The 15475-nt window shown below is 58.7% G+C and carries 12 protein-coding genes; 3 read left to right on the forward strand and 9 right to left on the reverse strand.

The window, feature by feature from the left end:
- Window positions 1-220 precede the first annotated feature (220 nt).
- The 3 genes from asnS to ADK28_RS20555 all read right to left on the reverse strand — a co-directional run bounded on the left by asnS (window position 221) and on the right by ADK28_RS20555 (window position 4998).
- Window positions 221-1621, reverse strand: a complete 1401-nt coding sequence (gene asnS, locus ADK28_RS20545; RefSeq protein WP_004928205.1) for an asparagine--tRNA ligase — start codon at window positions 1619-1621, stop codon at window positions 221-223.
- Between the two features lie 215 nt (window positions 1622-1836).
- Entirely contained in the window at window positions 1837-3042 is a 1206-nt protein-coding gene (gene pncB / locus ADK28_RS20550; protein ID WP_048796530.1) for a nicotinate phosphoribosyltransferase, read from the reverse strand.
- Between the two features lie 255 nt (window positions 3043-3297).
- Window positions 3298-4998: a GGDEF domain-containing protein gene (locus ADK28_RS20555; RefSeq protein WP_033640805.1), complete on the reverse strand. Its 1701-nt coding sequence runs from the start codon at window positions 4996-4998 to the stop codon at window positions 3298-3300.
- A 337-nt stretch (window positions 4999-5335) separates the two neighbouring features.
- Between ADK28_RS20555 and pepN the strand changes: the two genes are divergently transcribed.
- Entirely contained in the window at window positions 5336-7954 is a 2619-nt protein-coding gene (gene pepN, locus ADK28_RS20560; RefSeq protein WP_048796531.1) for an aminopeptidase N, read from the forward strand.
- A 57-nt stretch (window positions 7955-8011) separates the two neighbouring features.
- Here pepN and ssuB read toward each other — a convergent pair whose 3' ends face one another.
- The 5 genes from ssuB to ssuE are packed head-to-tail and all read right to left on the reverse strand — an operon-like array spanning window position 8012 to window position 12324.
- Window positions 8012-8785 carry an aliphatic sulfonates ABC transporter ATP-binding protein gene (ssuB, locus tag ADK28_RS20565; RefSeq protein WP_016928303.1) on the reverse strand — a complete coding sequence of 258 codons (774 nt, stop codon included), beginning with the start codon at window positions 8783-8785 and terminating at the stop codon, window positions 8012-8014.
- A complete protein-coding gene (gene ssuC, locus ADK28_RS20570; RefSeq protein ID WP_033640803.1) occupies window positions 8782-9576 on the reverse strand; it encodes an aliphatic sulfonate ABC transporter permease SsuC in 795 nt (264 codons plus the stop codon). The genes ssuB and ssuC overlap by 4 nt, the downstream gene beginning before the upstream one ends.
- Window positions 9577-9587: 11 nt before the next feature.
- Window positions 9588-10736: an FMNH2-dependent alkanesulfonate monooxygenase gene (gene ssuD, locus ADK28_RS20575; RefSeq protein ID WP_048796532.1), complete on the reverse strand. Its 1149-nt coding sequence runs from the start codon at window positions 10734-10736 to the stop codon at window positions 9588-9590.
- Window positions 10737-10755: 19 nt separating this feature from the next.
- Window positions 10756-11721, reverse strand: coding sequence for a sulfonate ABC transporter substrate-binding protein (locus ADK28_RS20580; protein WP_048796533.1), 966 nt, complete (start codon window positions 11719-11721; stop codon window positions 10756-10758).
- Window positions 11722-11745: 24 nt separating this feature from the next.
- Window positions 11746-12324: an NADPH-dependent FMN reductase gene (gene ssuE, locus ADK28_RS20585; protein ID WP_033640802.1), complete on the reverse strand. Its 579-nt coding sequence runs from the start codon at window positions 12322-12324 to the stop codon at window positions 11746-11748.
- Window positions 12325-12582: 258 nt separating this feature from the next.
- On the opposite strand from ssuE, the gene pyrD reads away from it, so the two are divergent.
- Entirely contained in the window at window positions 12583-13593 is a 1011-nt protein-coding gene (gene pyrD, locus ADK28_RS20590; protein ID WP_019454516.1) for a quinone-dependent dihydroorotate dehydrogenase, read from the forward strand.
- Between the two features lie 176 nt (window positions 13594-13769).
- Complete coding sequence (locus ADK28_RS20595) at window positions 13770-14318, forward strand: cell division protein ZapC (RefSeq protein ID WP_004928171.1); 549 nt, start codon at window positions 13770-13772, stop codon at window positions 14316-14318.
- Between the two features lie 6 nt (window positions 14319-14324).
- Here the strand turns inward: ADK28_RS20595 and ADK28_RS20600 are convergent, their stop codons facing one another.
- Window positions 14325-15428 (reverse strand): YcbX family protein, encoded by a 1104-nt coding sequence (locus ADK28_RS20600; RefSeq protein ID WP_048796534.1) that lies wholly within the window; start codon window positions 15426-15428, stop codon window positions 14325-14327.
- Window positions 15429-15475 lie beyond the last annotated feature (47 nt).

Consider the following 15475-nt stretch of genomic DNA (forward strand, 5'->3'; position numbering starts at 1 on the left):
TCGTCCTGTGTCTGAACGCAGTGTTCCATTCACAGGCGGGTTAATCTAGGACGAAAATGATACCAATGTCGCAATGAGGTTGCAAAAGGAAAGTATGTGTAACCAAATGTAATTTTTCGGGAACTTTGTGACGTGCGTCAATATTAAAAAATGCGAAAGGCCAGCGAGGCTGGCCTTTGTTTTGTAACGAAATCGTTTAAAAAACGTGTGATCGTATGAATTAGAAGCTTGCGTTACGTGGCGTGCGTGGGAACGGGATCACATCGCGCACGTTTTGCACGCCGGTGACATAGGCGATTAAACGTTCAAAGCCCAGGCCGAAACCGGAATGCGGCACGGTGCCGTAACGACGCAGATCGCGATACCACCAGTAGTCTTCCTTATTCAGGCCCATCTCTTCCAGACGCTGATCGAGCACGTCGAGGCGTTCTTCACGCTGAGAACCACCGATGATTTCACCGATGCCCGGCGCCAGCACGTCCATGGCCGCGACGGTTTTGCCGTCTTCGTTCATGCGCATGTAGAACGCCTTGATGTCTTTCGGGTAGTTTTTCACCACCACCGGCGCCTGGAAGTGTTTCTCCGCCAGATAACGCTCATGTTCGGAAGAGAGATCGATACCCCAGGAGACCGGGTTTTCGAAGGTTTGGCCCGAGGCCAGCAGGATCTCAATGGCGTCGGTGTAGTCCACCTGGGCGAAATCGGAAGAAACGAAACGCTCCAGACGAGCGATAGCGTCTTTATCCACGCGCTCGGCGAAGAATTTCAGATCGTCGGCGCGTTCATCCAGCACCGCCTGGAACACATACTTCAGCATGCTTTCGGCCAGGCCGGCAACGTCGTCCAGCGTCGCGAAGGCCACTTCCGGCTCGATCATCCAGAATTCCGCCAGGTGGCGGCTGGTGTTGGAGTTTTCGGCGCGGAAGGTTGGGCCGAAGGTGTAAACCTTCGACAGCGCGCAGGCGTAGGTTTCGCCGTTCAGCTGGCCGGAAACGGTAAGGAAGGCTTCCTTACCGAAGAAGTCTTCGCTGAAGTCGACAGCGCCCTTGTCGGTGCGCGGCAGGTTTTCCAGGTCCAGCGTGGACACGCGGAACATCTCGCCGGCGCCTTCGGTGTCGGAGGCGGTGATCAGCGGGGTGGACACCCAGAAATATCCATTTTCATGGAAGAAGCGGTGGATCGCCTGCGCCAGCGTATGACGCACACGCGCCACGGCGCCGATCAGGTTGGTGCGCGGGCGCAGGTGAGCCACTTCGCGCAGGTATTCGATGCTGTGACGTTTGGCCGCCATCGGGTAAGTGTCCGGATCGTCGACCCAGCCGACCACTTTGATCGCGGTGGCCTGCAGTTCGAAGCTCTGGCCTTCGCCCGGTGAAGCGACGACCTTGCCGGTAACTTCGACCGAACAGCCGGTGGTCAGGTGCAGCACTTCATCTTGATAATTCGGCAGAGAATTATTAACGACGGCCTGTAACGGATCAAAGCAGGAACCGTCATAGACGGCCAGGAAGGAGATACCAGCTTTTGAATCTCTCCGGGTACGTACCCAGCCGCGTACGGTGACTTCACTGTCAACCGCAGCACGACCTTGCAGTACGTCGACTACAGGCACTACGCTCATAGATTTCTCTCTTTAATAATTTGGTTTAGAAATAGCTTACAACCCAAGAATATGGGGGTAATGGCTATGTTACTTGCCGCGGTGCAGAGCACAAGCAGAAATCATCGGATTGGCGCAACATTTATCGCGGCTGACTGAAAAGAGGGCGTTCGGGATAAAAACAAAAAAGCCGGCGCGAGAACCGGGCCGGCTTTCTCTCTTTATATAAAGAAGGCTCAGCTGGCTTTCTTCACCAGCGGCAGATCGAAGGCCTTGCGCAGAGCCCTGACGAACGCCTGGTCCTGGCAGATGGTCTTGCCGGGGCTGTCGGAGAGCTTGGCTACCGGCTTGCCTTTGCACTCGACCAGCTTGATCACGATATTTAACGGCTTAACGCCGGGAATATCGCAGGTCAGGCGCGTGCCGATGCCGAAGCCGAGATTAATGCGCTGGTAGAAATGGCGATAGAGCGCCAGCGCTTTTTCCAGATCCAGGTTGTCCGAGAACACCAGCGTTTTGCTCAGTGGGTCGATGCCCAGTTTCTGATAGTGGGCAATGGCCTTTTCACCCCACTCGACGGGATCGCCCGAATCGTGGCGAAGCCCCTGATAACGCTCGGCGAACTGCGGGCCGAAGTCGCGCAGGAAGGCATCCATGGTGATGCAGTCGGTGAGCGCTATGCCAAGCTGGTCCGGATATTCATCCAGCCAGGCCTGCAATGCGGCGCNCTGGCTGTTGGCCAGCACCGGGCTTATCTGCTGATGCGCCTGGAACCACTCATGCGCCTGCGTGCCGACCGGCGCCAGACCCAGCTGGTGCGCCAGATCGTAATTGCTGGTGCCCGACAGGTACGGGAATTCGGCCTGCAATGTGCTGACGATGGCCTGTTGCACGCCCTGAGAGAAACGGCGGCGGGTGCCGAAGTCCATCAACTTGAAGCGTGAAAGATCCAGATCGCCCGCCAACGTCTTGAACTGCGCCAGCTTGGTTTGCAGATGCGCCACCGCCTGTTCCGGCGTCGCCAGCGGCGAGCGCCGGCGGTGCACCACTTCGCTGATCACCGCCAGCAACGGCACTTCCCACATGATCACTTCACGCCAGGGGCCGGCGATGCGGATGTGCAGCTTGCCGTCGCGGTTGTCGATGGTGACCTGCTGCGGATCGTAGCGGAACGTTCGCAGCCAGTTCAGGTAATCTTGACGGAAGAAGGGCAGGCCCGAAAGATAAGCGAATTCGGCGTCGGTTAGCGCCAGCCGGCTCATCAGCGCCACCTGCGCGCGGATCTCGTCGGCATATTCGCCCAGCAGTTCGTCGCCGCGGCAGCGGAATTCCGCCGCCACGCTGATCGCGGGATAGCGATGGAACACTGCTTGCTGCATATGAAGCTTATAAGCATCGGTATCAAGCAGTGATGTCAAAATCGGGGAAGCGTATTGAGTCATAGCGCGTTACAGCATCCTCGTCAGGCGCGTGTCCAAATCCGGATAATCATAAAAGTGGGGGTGGAGTATACCCGGATTATCCTGTTATTGAAGCTGCATCACACCATAAATCACCGAAGCGGGTCGAGGATTAAACGTGCCTTTATGGCGGCTGGATAGCGGCGGGGAGGAAAAAAAGCCAGATATGCCTGTAAGGTGAATGACTTAGCCTAATTAGTCATAAAAATTATAATGTTAATTATTTTAAACAACGAATCAGATAAAGCCGGCCTGGGTATGCACGCTGACCCGATCCTTGCCGTTCTTTTTGCAAAAATAGAGCGCTTCGTCCGCCTGTTTGATCGCCGCCTGCAGCGCGGCGAACGCGCTGACCGGCGCGATGCCGCAGCTGGTGGTGAAACGCACTTGCCGTCCGTCGGCCAGATTTAGCGTCAGGCGATGAGTACGTGCGCGCAATTGCTCCATGATGTCCCGCGCGTTGTCCAACGAACAGTTGCCCAGCAGCACCGCGAACTCTTCGCCGCCATAGCGGCAGAAGATGTCGCTGGCGCGGAACGCGCGTTGCAGCAAGTGGCCGAATGCCACCAGCGCCCGGTCACCCACGTCGTGGCCGTAGCTGTCGTTGAGTTGTTTGAAATTGTCGATGTCGATCAGGCAAAAGGCCTGCGGGTAGCTGGCGTTGCCCAGCAGTTGACATTCAAGGAAGAATTTACGGCGGTTGTAGATATTGGTGAGCGGATCGAGGAAGGAAGAGGCCTCGAGCTCTTTAATCAGCAGTTGTTTCTCGCTCTCCAGCGAGACCTTGTCCAGCTGGTATTGCCTGAGCTGCTGAATGGCGTCGCTGATGGCGATCAATTCCTGGCTGTAGAAGGCGTCGTTGCGATCGATATTCATCTCGCCGCGCGACAGCCGCACGATATTGTTGTGGGTCTTGGTCAACCAGCGGTTGATGCTGGTGCAGAACACCAACGCCGGCAAAATGAACAGCAAAACCACCAGGCCGGCGAGTGCGATCATGCCGTAAATGGTCGTCTGGCTGTCGTAAATCTTGTGGCGCGAGGCGAGGGTTTCCAATTCGAAACTGCGTTGATACAGCGCCTGCGAAAGCCCGCTCACATCGTCGACATAGCGAGAAATAAGCGCTGTGGGGTAGGGCTTATGGGTATCGATAGCGGTATACAGCCCATTGGTAATCTGCTGGAGGCGCTCAGCGGACACCTGGGCGAGCAACGCATTGACGATGTTGGTGATTTGTCCATCGTCGTAGTTGATCTTCATGAAGATCAATCGGGTGCTCAGCGCGTTCAGCACGCCGGTCAGCTGAATGGACTTCAGATAGGCGTCTTTGCGAACGAGCTGGCTGACGTTGACGTCGATAATCTGATCGCTCAATTCCGTCAATGACATATTTAGCCGGTTATTGAGACGGATGGCCTCGAGAAACATAAAGGAGTCGGTATCCACCATCCGGGTATCGTAGGTGTAACGGTAATAACTCTTGCTGGTTTGCGAGATGTAATAGGCGCTGTTGATGTTGAACAGATTGGCGTTGGTGTTATTGACCTGCGAAAGCTGCAGGTTGTCATTATCCAGCAGCTGCTCCATCAACGCGATCATCGACAGCGCGGCGATTTTTTGCCGCACCCCGAGCTGTCTGGCGACCTCATCGTCCAGATGTTCGCGGATCCGGGTGATTCTCTCGCGTGCCACCCGATCGGCGGCTAAACATTGCGCACGGGTGATTTGCGGATCGATCAGGCTCAATCGTTTGAGGCGATGAGCCAGCAACGCAGCCTGAAAGGCTTCGGAAATTTCTTTGGCGCGATCGATTTTGTACAGGTTCAACTGGTTGTCGCGGTAGTCGGTATGGGCTTCGAGCAGCTCATCGACGATGAACAGAGAGAAGGAAGTCATCAGGCACAGGGTAAAAAAATAGATTGCGTATTTAATTTTCATAGTGCGAGTCATCCCTGAGCCTGATGCCGCAATTATACCACCATGCCGCCTGTGTCGCCTCAACTATGCCGGCGCGCCGCGATGGCGGCTTTTTAGCATTAAATGCTGATTTTTATTTAGCCATTGGTCACCCGCACTGCCGCCTGCCGGCCGATTTATGATTTGCCTCTGATTTCTCTCTCTTGGTCGCCCTGCGGCTCTGGGCTTTTCGGTCAGCTGTGATACAGTTTATTCACAATTCAGGCTCACCGCGCGCCGCAGGGGAACATACCGGCTGCGGTACGAAGGAGAATCGCAGCCTGGCACCTATAACTCACTGAGACGTTTAAGGGTTTTTATGACACAACAGCCACAGGCAAAATACCGCCACGATTATCGCGCGCCCGATTACACCACGACCGATATCGATTTGGACTTCAGTTTGGATGCGGAAACCACGCGCGTGACCGCCGTCAGTAAAATCAAACGTCAGGGGGCGGCCGGTGCACCGCTGGTGCTGGATGGCGAAGATTTGACGCTGGTGAGCATTCAGGTGGACGGCCAACCGTGGAGCGCCTACCGTCAGCAGGATAACCAGCTGATCATCGAAGAGTTGCCGGCACAATTCACTCTTACCATTGTCAACGATATTCATCCGGCGAAGAACACCGCGCTGGAAGGGCTGTACCTGTCCGGCGATGCGCTGTGCACGCAATGCGAAGCCGAAGGCTTCCACCACATTACCTATTACCAGGATCGCCCGGACGTGCTGGCGCGCTTTACTACCCGCATCGTGGCCGACAAGGCGCGCTATCCGTTCCTGCTGTCAAACGGCAACCGCATTGGCCAGGGCGAATTGGCCGATGGCCGCCACTGGGTGCAATGGCAGGATCCGTTCCCGAAACCTTGCTACCTGTTCGCGCTGGTGGCGGGGGACTTCGACGTGCTGCGCGACAGCTTCACCACCCGCTCCGGCCGTAAGGTCGCACTGGAGCTGTTCGTCGATCGCGGCAACCTGGATCGCGCCGACTGGGCGATGACTTCGCTGAAGAACTCGATGAAGTGGGACGAGACCCGCTTCGGCCTGGAATACGATCTCGACATTTATATGATCGTGGCGGTCGATTTCTTCAATATGGGCGCGATGGAGAACAAAGGGTTAAATATCTTTAACTCCAAATATGTGCTGGCGAAGGCGGAAACCGCCACCGACAAGGATTACCTGAACATCGAAGCGGTGATTGGCCACGAATACTTCCACAACTGGACCGGTAACCGCGTGACCTGCCGAGACTGGTTCCAGCTCAGCCTGAAAGAGGGGCTGACGGTGTTCCGCGATCAGGAATTCAGTTCCGATCTGGGATCGCGTTCAGTCAACCGCATCGACAATGTGCGCGTGATGCGCGGCGCGCAATTTGCCGAAGACGCCAGCCCGATGGCGCACGCTATCCGCCCGGACAAAGTCATCGAGATGAACAACTTCTACACCCTCACGGTGTATGAAAAGGGTTCCGAAGTGATCCGCATGATGCATACCCTGTTGGGGGAGGAGAACTTCCAGAAAGGGATGCAGCTCTATTTCGAACGCCACGACGGCAGCGCCGCTACCTGCGACGATTTCGTTCAGGCGATGGAGGATGCGTCTAACGTCGATCTGTCGCGCTTCCGCCGTTGGTATAGCCAGTCCGGCACGCCGCTGTTGACGGTGCGCGACGAGTACGACGCGGAAACCCAACAGTATCGCCTGCATGTCAGCCAGAAGACCGCGCCGACCGCCGATCAGCCGGAGAAGTTGCCGCTGCATATTCCGCTGGATATCGAACTGTACGACAGCGAAGGCAATGTCATTCCATTGCAAAAAGGCGGCCTGCCGGTCAACAACGTGCTGAACGTCACCGAAGCGGAGCAAACTTTCGTGTTCGACGGCGTGGCGCACAAGCCGGTGCCGTCGCTGCTGCGCGAATTCTCCGCGCCGGTGAAGCTGGACTATCCGTACAGCGATCAGCAACTGACCTTCCTGATGCAGCACGCACGCAATGAATTTGCGCGTTGGGATGCGGCACAGAGCCTGCTGGCGACCTATATCAAGCTGAACGTGGCGCGGCACCAGCAGAAGCAGCCGCTGTCGCTGCCGCTGCACGTGGCTGATGCGTTCCGCGCGGTGCTGCTGGACGAAAAACTGGATCCGGCGCTGGCGGCGCAGATCCTGACGCTGCCGTCGGAGAACGAAATCGCCGAGCTGTTCGCCACTATCGATCCGGAAGCGATCGCCGCGGTGCACGAAGCGATCGTACGCTGTCTGGCGCGGGAGTTGGCCGATGAGTGGCTGGCGGTGTATCACGCCAACAAGACCGACGGCTACCGCGTGGAGCATGCCGAGATCGCCAAGCGCGCCTTGCGTAATGTGTGCCTGGGCTATCTGGCGTTCGGCGAAGATGTGGCGCTGGCGGACCAGCTGGTGAGCGAACAGTATCGCCAGGCGGACAACATGACCGACTCGCTGGCGGCGCTGTCTGCTGCGGTCGCGGCCCAGCTGCCGTGCCGCGATGCGCTGCTGGCGGCGTTCGACGAGCGCTGGCATCAGGATGGCCTGGTGATGGACAAGTGGTTCGTGCTGCAGGGCAGCAGCCCGGCGGCAGATGTGTTGAGCAAGGTGCGCGCACTGTTGCATCACCGTTCGTTCAGCCTGAGCAACCCGAACCGTACCCGTTCGCTGATCGGCGGCTTCGCTTCCGGCAACCCGGCGGCGTTCCATGCCGCGGACGGCAGCGGCTATCAGTTCCTGGCGGAGATCCTCAGCGATCTCAACCAGCGCAACCCGCAGATCGCCGCGCGCCTGATTGAACCGCTGATTCGCCTGAAGCGTTACGACGCGGGCCGTCAGGCGCTGATGCGCAAGGCGTTGGAACAGCTGAAAGGGTTGGAAAACCTGTCCGGCGATCTGTATGAGAAGATCAGCAAGGCGCTCGACGCCTGATCTTTTCGCGCTGAATAGATAAGGGGGACGGCCTGCGCCGTCCCTTTTTTTATCCGTTCAGTTCACCGCCCGGCGGGTACTGTCCGCTGCGGCCGGCGGCGATAACACCCGTTCCAGCACTTCGGCCTCCAGTTCCGCCAGCCTGGCCGAGCCTTTGCGGCGCGGCCGCGGCAGATCGATGGCCAGATCCAGCCCGATATGCCCCTCTTCGATCAGGATCACCCGATCCGCCAGCGCGATGGCTTCGCTGACGTCATGTGTGACCAGCAGTACGGTAAAACCGTGTTGTTGCCACAGCGTTTCTATCAGCCCTTGCATCTCGATGCGCGTCAGGGCATCCAGCGCTCCGAGCGGTTCGTCCAGCAGCAGCAGGCGGGGACGGTGGATCAGCGCGCGCGCCAGGGCGACCCGCTGTTTTTGTCCACCGGACAGCGCCGCCGGCCAATCGTGGGCGCGATCCGCCAAACCGACCGCGTCCAGCGCCTGCAGCGCCGCGTCGCGCCACTGGCCGCGCAGCCCCAGACCTACGTTGTCGATCACCGTTTTCCACGGCAACAGGCGCGCATCCTGAAACATCAACCGGGTATCCTCTTTAGCGGCGGCAAGCGGCGCGTTGCCGCTGAGCAGCGCGCCACTGCTGGCCTGTTCCAGGCCGGCCAACAGGCGCAGCAGGGTGCTCTTGCCGCAGCCGCTGCGGCCGACCACCGCCACGAACTGCCCGGCGGAAATGCGCAGCTGAATATTGTCCAGCACCGTGCGGTTGCCGTAACGTTTGCCGATGGACTCCAGCGTCACCGGCGTGCCTTGCGCAAGGCGAGCGGGAAGGGTCATAGCGCTTCTCCCTGTTTCAGTTGATAGGCCGGATGCCAGCGCAACCAGACGCGCTCCAACAGCTGCGCGCCCACGTCCGCCAGCTTGCCGAGCAGGGCGTACAGCACGATCGCCACCACCACCACGTCGGTTTGCAGAAATTCACGCGCGTTCATCGCCAGGTAGCCGATGCCCGAATTGGCCGAGATGGTTTCGGCGACGATCAGCGTCAGCCACATGAAGCCGAGAGCGAAACGCACGCCGACCATAATCGACGGCAGCGCGCCCGGCAGCACCACCTGTGTAAACAGGCGGAAACCGCTCAGGCCGTAGCTGCGGGCCATCTCCAACAGGCCGCGATCGATGTTTTTGATGCCGTGATAGGTGTTGAGATAAATCGGAAACAGCGTACCGAGCGCCACCAGAAAGATCTTGGCGGATTCATCGATGCCGAACCACAGGATCACCAACGGGATCAGCGCCAGATGCGGCACGTTGCGGATCATTTGCACCGAGCTGTCCAGCAGGCGTTCACCCCAGCGCGACAGCCCGGTAATAAAGCCGAGTATCAGTCCGATGCTGCCGCCGATGCCAAAGCCGATCAACGCGCGCTGGCTGCTGATGCTCAGGTGCTGCCACAGTTCGCCGCTTTGGCTCAGGCGCCAGAAGGCGGCCAGCACCGCACTCGGCGCCGGCAAAATGCGGTTGGACAGCCAGCCGGTTTCGACGGCGATCTGCCAGATGATCACCAGCGCCAACGGCAGCGCCCAGGGAGCCAGCCGATACAGGATGCGTTGTACGTTATTTGCCATCGGGGCGCTCCTCAGCTCTGCGATACTTTTTGCGGAACATAGATGTTAGCCACCACTTCGCCCTGCGGGCGCACCGGTTGAAGGCGAGCGGGCGTTTCCTCCTGCGCCAGATCGAGGTGCGGGAACAGCAGTTCGCCGACGCGGTAGGCCTCTTCCAGATGCGGATAGCCGGAGAGAATAAAGGTGTCGATGCCCAGATCGGCATATTCCTGCATGCGCGCCGCGACCGTCGGGCCATCGCCCACCAGCGCGGTGCCGGCGCCGCCGCGCACCAGGCCGATGCCGGCCCACAGGTTCGGGCTGATCTCCAGGTTATCCTTTTTGCCGCCGTGCAGCGCCGCCATGCGCCGTTGGCCGACGGAGTCGAAGCGCGCAAAGGCCTGCTGCGCGTTGGCGATGGTTTCCTCATCGAGGTGCGCGATCAGCCGATCGGCGGCGCGCCAGGCCTCTTCGGTGGTTTCCCTCACGATGACGTGCAGACGGATGCCGAAACGCACCTGGCGGCCCTTCGCCGCCGCTTTGGCGCGTACTTCCTCGATCTTCTCTTTGACCTGCGCCGGCGGCTCTCCCCAGGTGAGGTACATTTCTACCTGTTCAGCGGCCAGATCCTGCGCGGCGGCGGAGGATCCGCCGAAATAGAGCGGCGGGCGCGGCTGCTGCACCGGCGGGAACAGCAGCTTGGCACCTTTCACCTGAATATGCTTGCCGTGGAAATCGACGGTTTCCCCTTCCAGCACCCGGCGCCAGATATGAGTGAACTCGGTCGAGGCCTCGTAACGCTCTTCATGACTGAGATGTAACCCCTCCGCCGCCAGCTCTTCCGGATCGCCGCCGGTGACCAGATTGAACAGCGCGCGCCCGTTGGACAGGCGATCCAGCGTCGCCGCCTGACGCGCCGCCAGCGTAGGGGAGATGATGCCCGGCCGCAACGCGACCAAAAATTTCAGCCGCTGGGTGACCGGGATCAGCGAGGCGGCCACCAGCCAGGAGTCTTCGCAAGAGCGACCGGTGGGGATCAGCACGCCGCCGAATCCCAGCCGATCCGCCGCCTGGGCGATCTGCTGCAAGTAACCGTGATCGACGCTGCGAGCGCCCTGCGTGCTGCCAAGATAGTGGCCGTCGCCATGGGTGGGTAAAAACCAGAAAACGTTCAGGCTCATCGTCAATGTTCCCCCGTATTTATTGTGCGCTTGGGCGCCAGATGCGTTGCGAGATGTCGACCTTCACCGGCACCAACCGGTTGGCGTAAAACAGGTCGGCGGTTTGCTGCTGCGCGGCGATCGTATGCGCATCGAGCGGTGTGATGGCGGTCGGAGGGCGGTGATCCAGATAGCTGGCGATCACCGGTTCCGGCAGCCCCATGGCGTTGGCCAGCAGGGTCACGCTTTGCGCCCGGTCGCTGCGGGTGAGCGCATCGGCCTGGGTCAGCACCGTCAAGACCTGGCTGATAAAGGCGCCATTAGCTTCGACATAGGGGCGCGCCGCCAGATAGAAGGAACCGGTCTGATTCAGATCGGTGCCGTCGCCGAGCACCCGCACGCCGCCCTGCAGCAGCGCGGCGGAATAATAAGGATCCCAGATCGCCCAGGCATCGACGTTGCCCTGCTGGAATGCAGCGCGCGCATCAGCGGGCGTTAAATAGGCAGGCTGGATATCCGTAAATTTCAGTCCGGCTTTTTGCAGCGATCGCAGCAGCAGGTTATGTGAGCTGGATCCTTTCTGGAACGCGACCTTATGGCCTTTCAGATTGGCGACGGTTTTGATCGGGCTGTTTTCCGGCACCAGGATCACTTCCGCCTTCGGTTTGGGCGGCTCAACGCCGACATACAGCAGATCCGCCCCGGCGGCCTGCGCGAAGATCGGCGGAATATCGCCGGTGCTGCCCAGATCGATGCTGCCGACGTTCAAGGCCTCCAGCATCTGCGGGCCGGCGGGAAACTCGATCCAACTGATGCGGGTGGCGGGGAAACGTTCCTCCAGCAGCCGGTGGCTCTTCGCCAGCACCAGACTGACCGATCCTTTTTGGTAGCCGATGCGGAATTGCGCCGGATCCTGAGCGACGGCGGCGTTGGCCCAAACCAGCGACAGCAGGCCGGTGAAGGCGGCGGCGCTCAGCCAACGCCGCAAAGCGATGCGTTGTTTCATTCAGGCTCTCCTTTTCCAGGCGTTTCAGGCGGTTTGACGCGCCGCCAGTGGCGAGGCGACGCGCAGCGCAGGCGGTTTGCGGCGGCCAAGCGCCAGATAGAAACTGGCCAGTGCCTCTTCCAGCCGGGCGGCCACGGCGTCGGTGAGCGTGGCGCCTTCGTCGGTCAACTGGATCTGGCTGTCGTCGGCGAACACGCCGTGCAGCACCTCTTGCGCTTTCAGCGCCGCCAGCACCGGTTTCAACGCATAGTCCACCGCCAGCATGTGGCCGACAGACCCCCCGGTCGCCAGCGGCAACACCACCTTATGATCCAGAGCGCGTTCCGGCAGCAGATCCAGCAGGGTTTTCAGCGCGCCGGAGAACGACGCTTTATAAACCGGCGTGGAAATCAGCAGGCCGTCGGCCTGCGCCAGCTGCTCGGCAAACGCCTTGATCGCCGGACTGTTGAAGTTGGCGTACAGCAGATCTTCGGCGTCAAAGTCGTGCAGGGTATAGGCCGTCACTTCCACCCCTTGCTGCCGCAGCCAGTTCTGACTCAGCGAGAGCAGCGCGGCGGAACGTGATGGGATGCGTGGGCTACCGGCCAGTGATATAACGCGCATTGCCACTCCTTATAACTAAAAGTTAGGTTTAATTAGAAAATCAATGGGAAGTGTTTTAAACCTACCAGCAACCGGGCGCGTTTTTTAAATCTCATTTTTTGATTTGGATATGCGCAAAAGCGGATTGGCAGCGATTTGGCGGCGAAGAGGGAAAACGATTGCGTAAAAACGGCTTTTTTTGCCTTTAATCAATTCCAATTAGGCGGGGGATACCGGATAATACGCCCCCGGTTTGCAACCGGGAAATCAGGAGAGTCCATGTACTACCCCCTCATCAGGAAAGCGTTGTTCCAGCTCGATCCGGAGCGCGCGCACGAAGTGACCTTTCGTCAGCTCAGCCGTATTACCGGCACCCCATTAGCGTTTCTTGTCCGTCAGTCCGTGCCGACCAAACCGGTCAGCTGCATGGGGCTGTCGTTTAAAAACCCGCTGGGATTGGCCGCCGGTCTGGATAAAAACGGCGAATGCATCGATGCGTTCGGCGCGATGGGCTTCGGCCATGTGGAAGTTGGCACCGTGACGCCGCGTCCGCAACCGGGCAATGACAAGCCGCGCTTGTTCCGCGTGGTTGAGGCGGAAGGCCTGATTAACCGCATGGGGTTCAATAACCATGGCGTGGACAATCTGGTTGAAAACGTTAAGAAATCCCATTTCGGCGGCATTCTTGGGATCAATATCGGCAAGAATAAAGACACGCCGGTCGAGCAGGGAAAAGACGATTATTTGATCTGCATGGATAAAGTTTATCCGTATGCCGGATATATCGCGATTAACATCTCTTCACCGAATACGCCGGGGTTACGATCCTTACAGTATGGCGAAGCGCTGGACGATCTTTTGGCTGCGATTAAAAATAAGCAGCAGGAATTACATGCGCGTCATCACAAATATGTGCCGGTGGCGGTAAAGATCGCGCCGGATCTTTCAGAAGAAGAATTGATCCAAATTGCCGATAGCCTGGTGCGGCATAATATCGATGGCGTGATCGCCACCAATACCACGTTGGATCGAAAATTGATCCAGGGGTTGAATTATTGCGAACAAGCGGGCGGGTTAAGCGGGCGTCCGTTGCAATCACGCAGCACCGAAGTGATCCGTCGTCTCTCCACCGAACTGCAGGGGCGCCTGCCGATTATCGGCGTAGGCGGCATCGATTCGCTGACGGCGGCGCGCGAAAAAATGGAGGCCGGCGCGAGCCTGCTGCAAATTTATTCCGGATTTATCTATCACGGCCCGCGTTTGATTAAAGATATCGTTACCCATATCTAATATTTTTCCTCTCATTTTATTCCGGGGGTTTATTTCTGCCCCCGGCTCGTCTATATTTTGTTCGTTAGCATAAATATCGTTCGCGGAATTATCCGATGTTTAAGCTATTTTATCGGTGATAAAATCGCCTTTTAGGGTGAGTGCGGCGTTGGCATAGGCAGCGAGAAGGATACGAAATGAAGATAAAACCTGACGATAATTGGCGTTGGTATTTTGATGCCGAACACGATCGGCTAATGCTGGATTTAGCTAATGGTATGATCTTTCGTTCACGTTTCCCGGCCAAAATGTTAACGCCGGACGCCTTTGATGAATGCGCTTTTTGCGTGGATGACGCCGCCCTTTATTTCACCTATGAAGAACAGTGCAAGCAGGTCAAGCTGAGCCATGAACAGCGCGCCGAGCTGGTGTTGAATGCGCTGGTCGCCTATCGCTTCCTGAAACCGCTGATGCCAAAGAGCTGGCATTTCTCGCAGCAGCATTACCCGCTGCAGCCGAAAAACGGCGAGCTGGCGGCGGTGAAAGTGATGGAGAGCGGCGCGGAAGCGCGCTTGCTGGTGGTGGAGGCCGGGGATAACGCCAGCCTGTGCCTGCTGGCGCAAAATCAGCTGACGGTCGCCGGCCGTACCATGGTATTGGGCGACGCCATCAAGGTGATGCACGATCGGCTGAAACCCTGCGCGCAGGATGAAAGCGCCGCCCCGGCTTACGACAGGGCGGTATAAGGCGGATTACGCCAGGGTCAAATCACTTTTCGGGATGCAGCTGCAGCACAGGATGGTGCCGTTGTCGCCCAGCGCGCTTTTCTTCAGGGGCGCGACTTCACCGCTCAGCAACGTAATGCGGCAACTGCCGCAAATCCCGGCGCGGCACGAGTAAGGCACGCGGATGCCTTGCTGCTCCAGCTGTTCGAGCAAAATCTGCTGGTTGTTGCCGGTAAACACCTTTCCTTCATATTCGATCGTGACGCTGTGCGCGCTGTCTTGCGGCGCTTGCACGCTCTCCACCACTTTGCCTGCGCCATAAGGGCGCGGCGGCTTGGTCGACAGCACTTCCACCGTATCGCCCACGCGGATGATGCCGCTGTTGCGCGCGATCATATTCTGGCCGAAATCGATATCGCCGTTGTCGGCGGAGCGGAATTTTTGCAGCGTGCTGAGCGGTTCGCCGCTCGGGTGCTTGCGGCCACGCTCGGTGCTGACGGTGGTGAGCACGCAGCGGCTGCAGGGTTTCACCAGATCGAACATGACGTCGCCGACGCGGATCACCTGCCAGCCGTCTTCAGCCCAGGCGGTAGCGCCGCTCACCACCAGATTGGGGCGGAACTGTTCCAGCTTGATGCTGCCGGGGCAACGCTGCTGCAGATCGTTGGACGAAGCCTGGTTAATCAGCAGATAAGGGTAGCCGTCGGCAAACGTCAGCGGGATTTCAGGGTGCTTCTTGACCCGGCGGGTCAGCTCCGGCCCCAGCCAGCGCAGCTGCACGTCGCGCTGGAAATAGCCGCTCAGCCAACGGTTGATCTCATCTGGCGCAGTCAGCGCGGTGAAATGGTTGCCCCATACCTCGGTCGGCTGCGGCGCGGCGGCGAAGTCGCTGAAGCGAATGGCGGCGCTTTCGCCGTCCGGCGCGGTCAGGAACAGCCCGTCCGGCAGCAGCGCCGGCGTGAACAGCACCATCTGCGGATATTGGCGCGCGGTAATAAAGGTGCCGTCCGGCTCGGTGATCATAAAGTTGCGGTCGAAGGCCAGACCGCTGCTGCCGACCTGGGCGTAAGAAAGCTGCAGGCCGCGCAGTGATTTAACCGGATGGACGTAGAGTTTGGAAAGCGTGATCACCCTTATCTCCGTGCGATGATTAAATAGAAGGGAGCAACTTTATGACA

Source organism: Serratia sp. 506_PEND (genome assembly GCF_001076875.1).
Lineage (GTDB): Bacteria > Pseudomonadota > Gammaproteobacteria > Enterobacterales > Enterobacteriaceae > Serratia > Serratia marcescens.

Coding starts and splice junctions, on each gene's coding strand:
- ADK28_RS20580 (WP_048796533.1), bottom strand. CDS start 11,721: ATGAAACAACGCATCGCTTTGCGGCGTTGGCTGAGCGCCGCCGCCTTC.
- ADK28_RS20595 (WP_004928171.1), top strand. CDS start 13,770: ATGAAGATAAAACCTGACGATAATTGGCGTTGGTATTTTGATGCCGAA.
- ssuC (WP_033640803.1), bottom strand. CDS start 9,576: ATGGCAAATAACGTACAACGCATCCTGTATCGGCTGGCTCCCTGGGCG.
- ssuE (WP_033640802.1), bottom strand. CDS start 12,324: ATGCGCGTTATATCACTGGCCGGTAGCCCACGCATCCCATCACGTTCC.
- ssuB (WP_016928303.1), bottom strand. CDS start 8,785: ATGACCCTTCCCGCTCGCCTTGCGCAAGGCACGCCGGTGACGCTGGAG.
- ADK28_RS20555 (WP_033640805.1), bottom strand. CDS start 4,998: ATGAAAATTAAATACGCAATCTATTTTTTTACCCTGTGCCTGATGACT.
- pepN (WP_048796531.1), top strand. CDS start 5,336: ATGACACAACAGCCACAGGCAAAATACCGCCACGATTATCGCGCGCCC.
- asnS (WP_004928205.1), bottom strand. CDS start 1,621: ATGAGCGTAGTGCCTGTAGTCGACGTACTGCAAGGTCGTGCTGCGGTT.
- ssuD (WP_048796532.1), bottom strand. CDS start 10,736: ATGAGCCTGAACGTTTTCTGGTTTTTACCCACCCATGGCGACGGCCAC.
- pyrD (WP_019454516.1), top strand. CDS start 12,583: ATGTACTACCCCCTCATCAGGAAAGCGTTGTTCCAGCTCGATCCGGAG.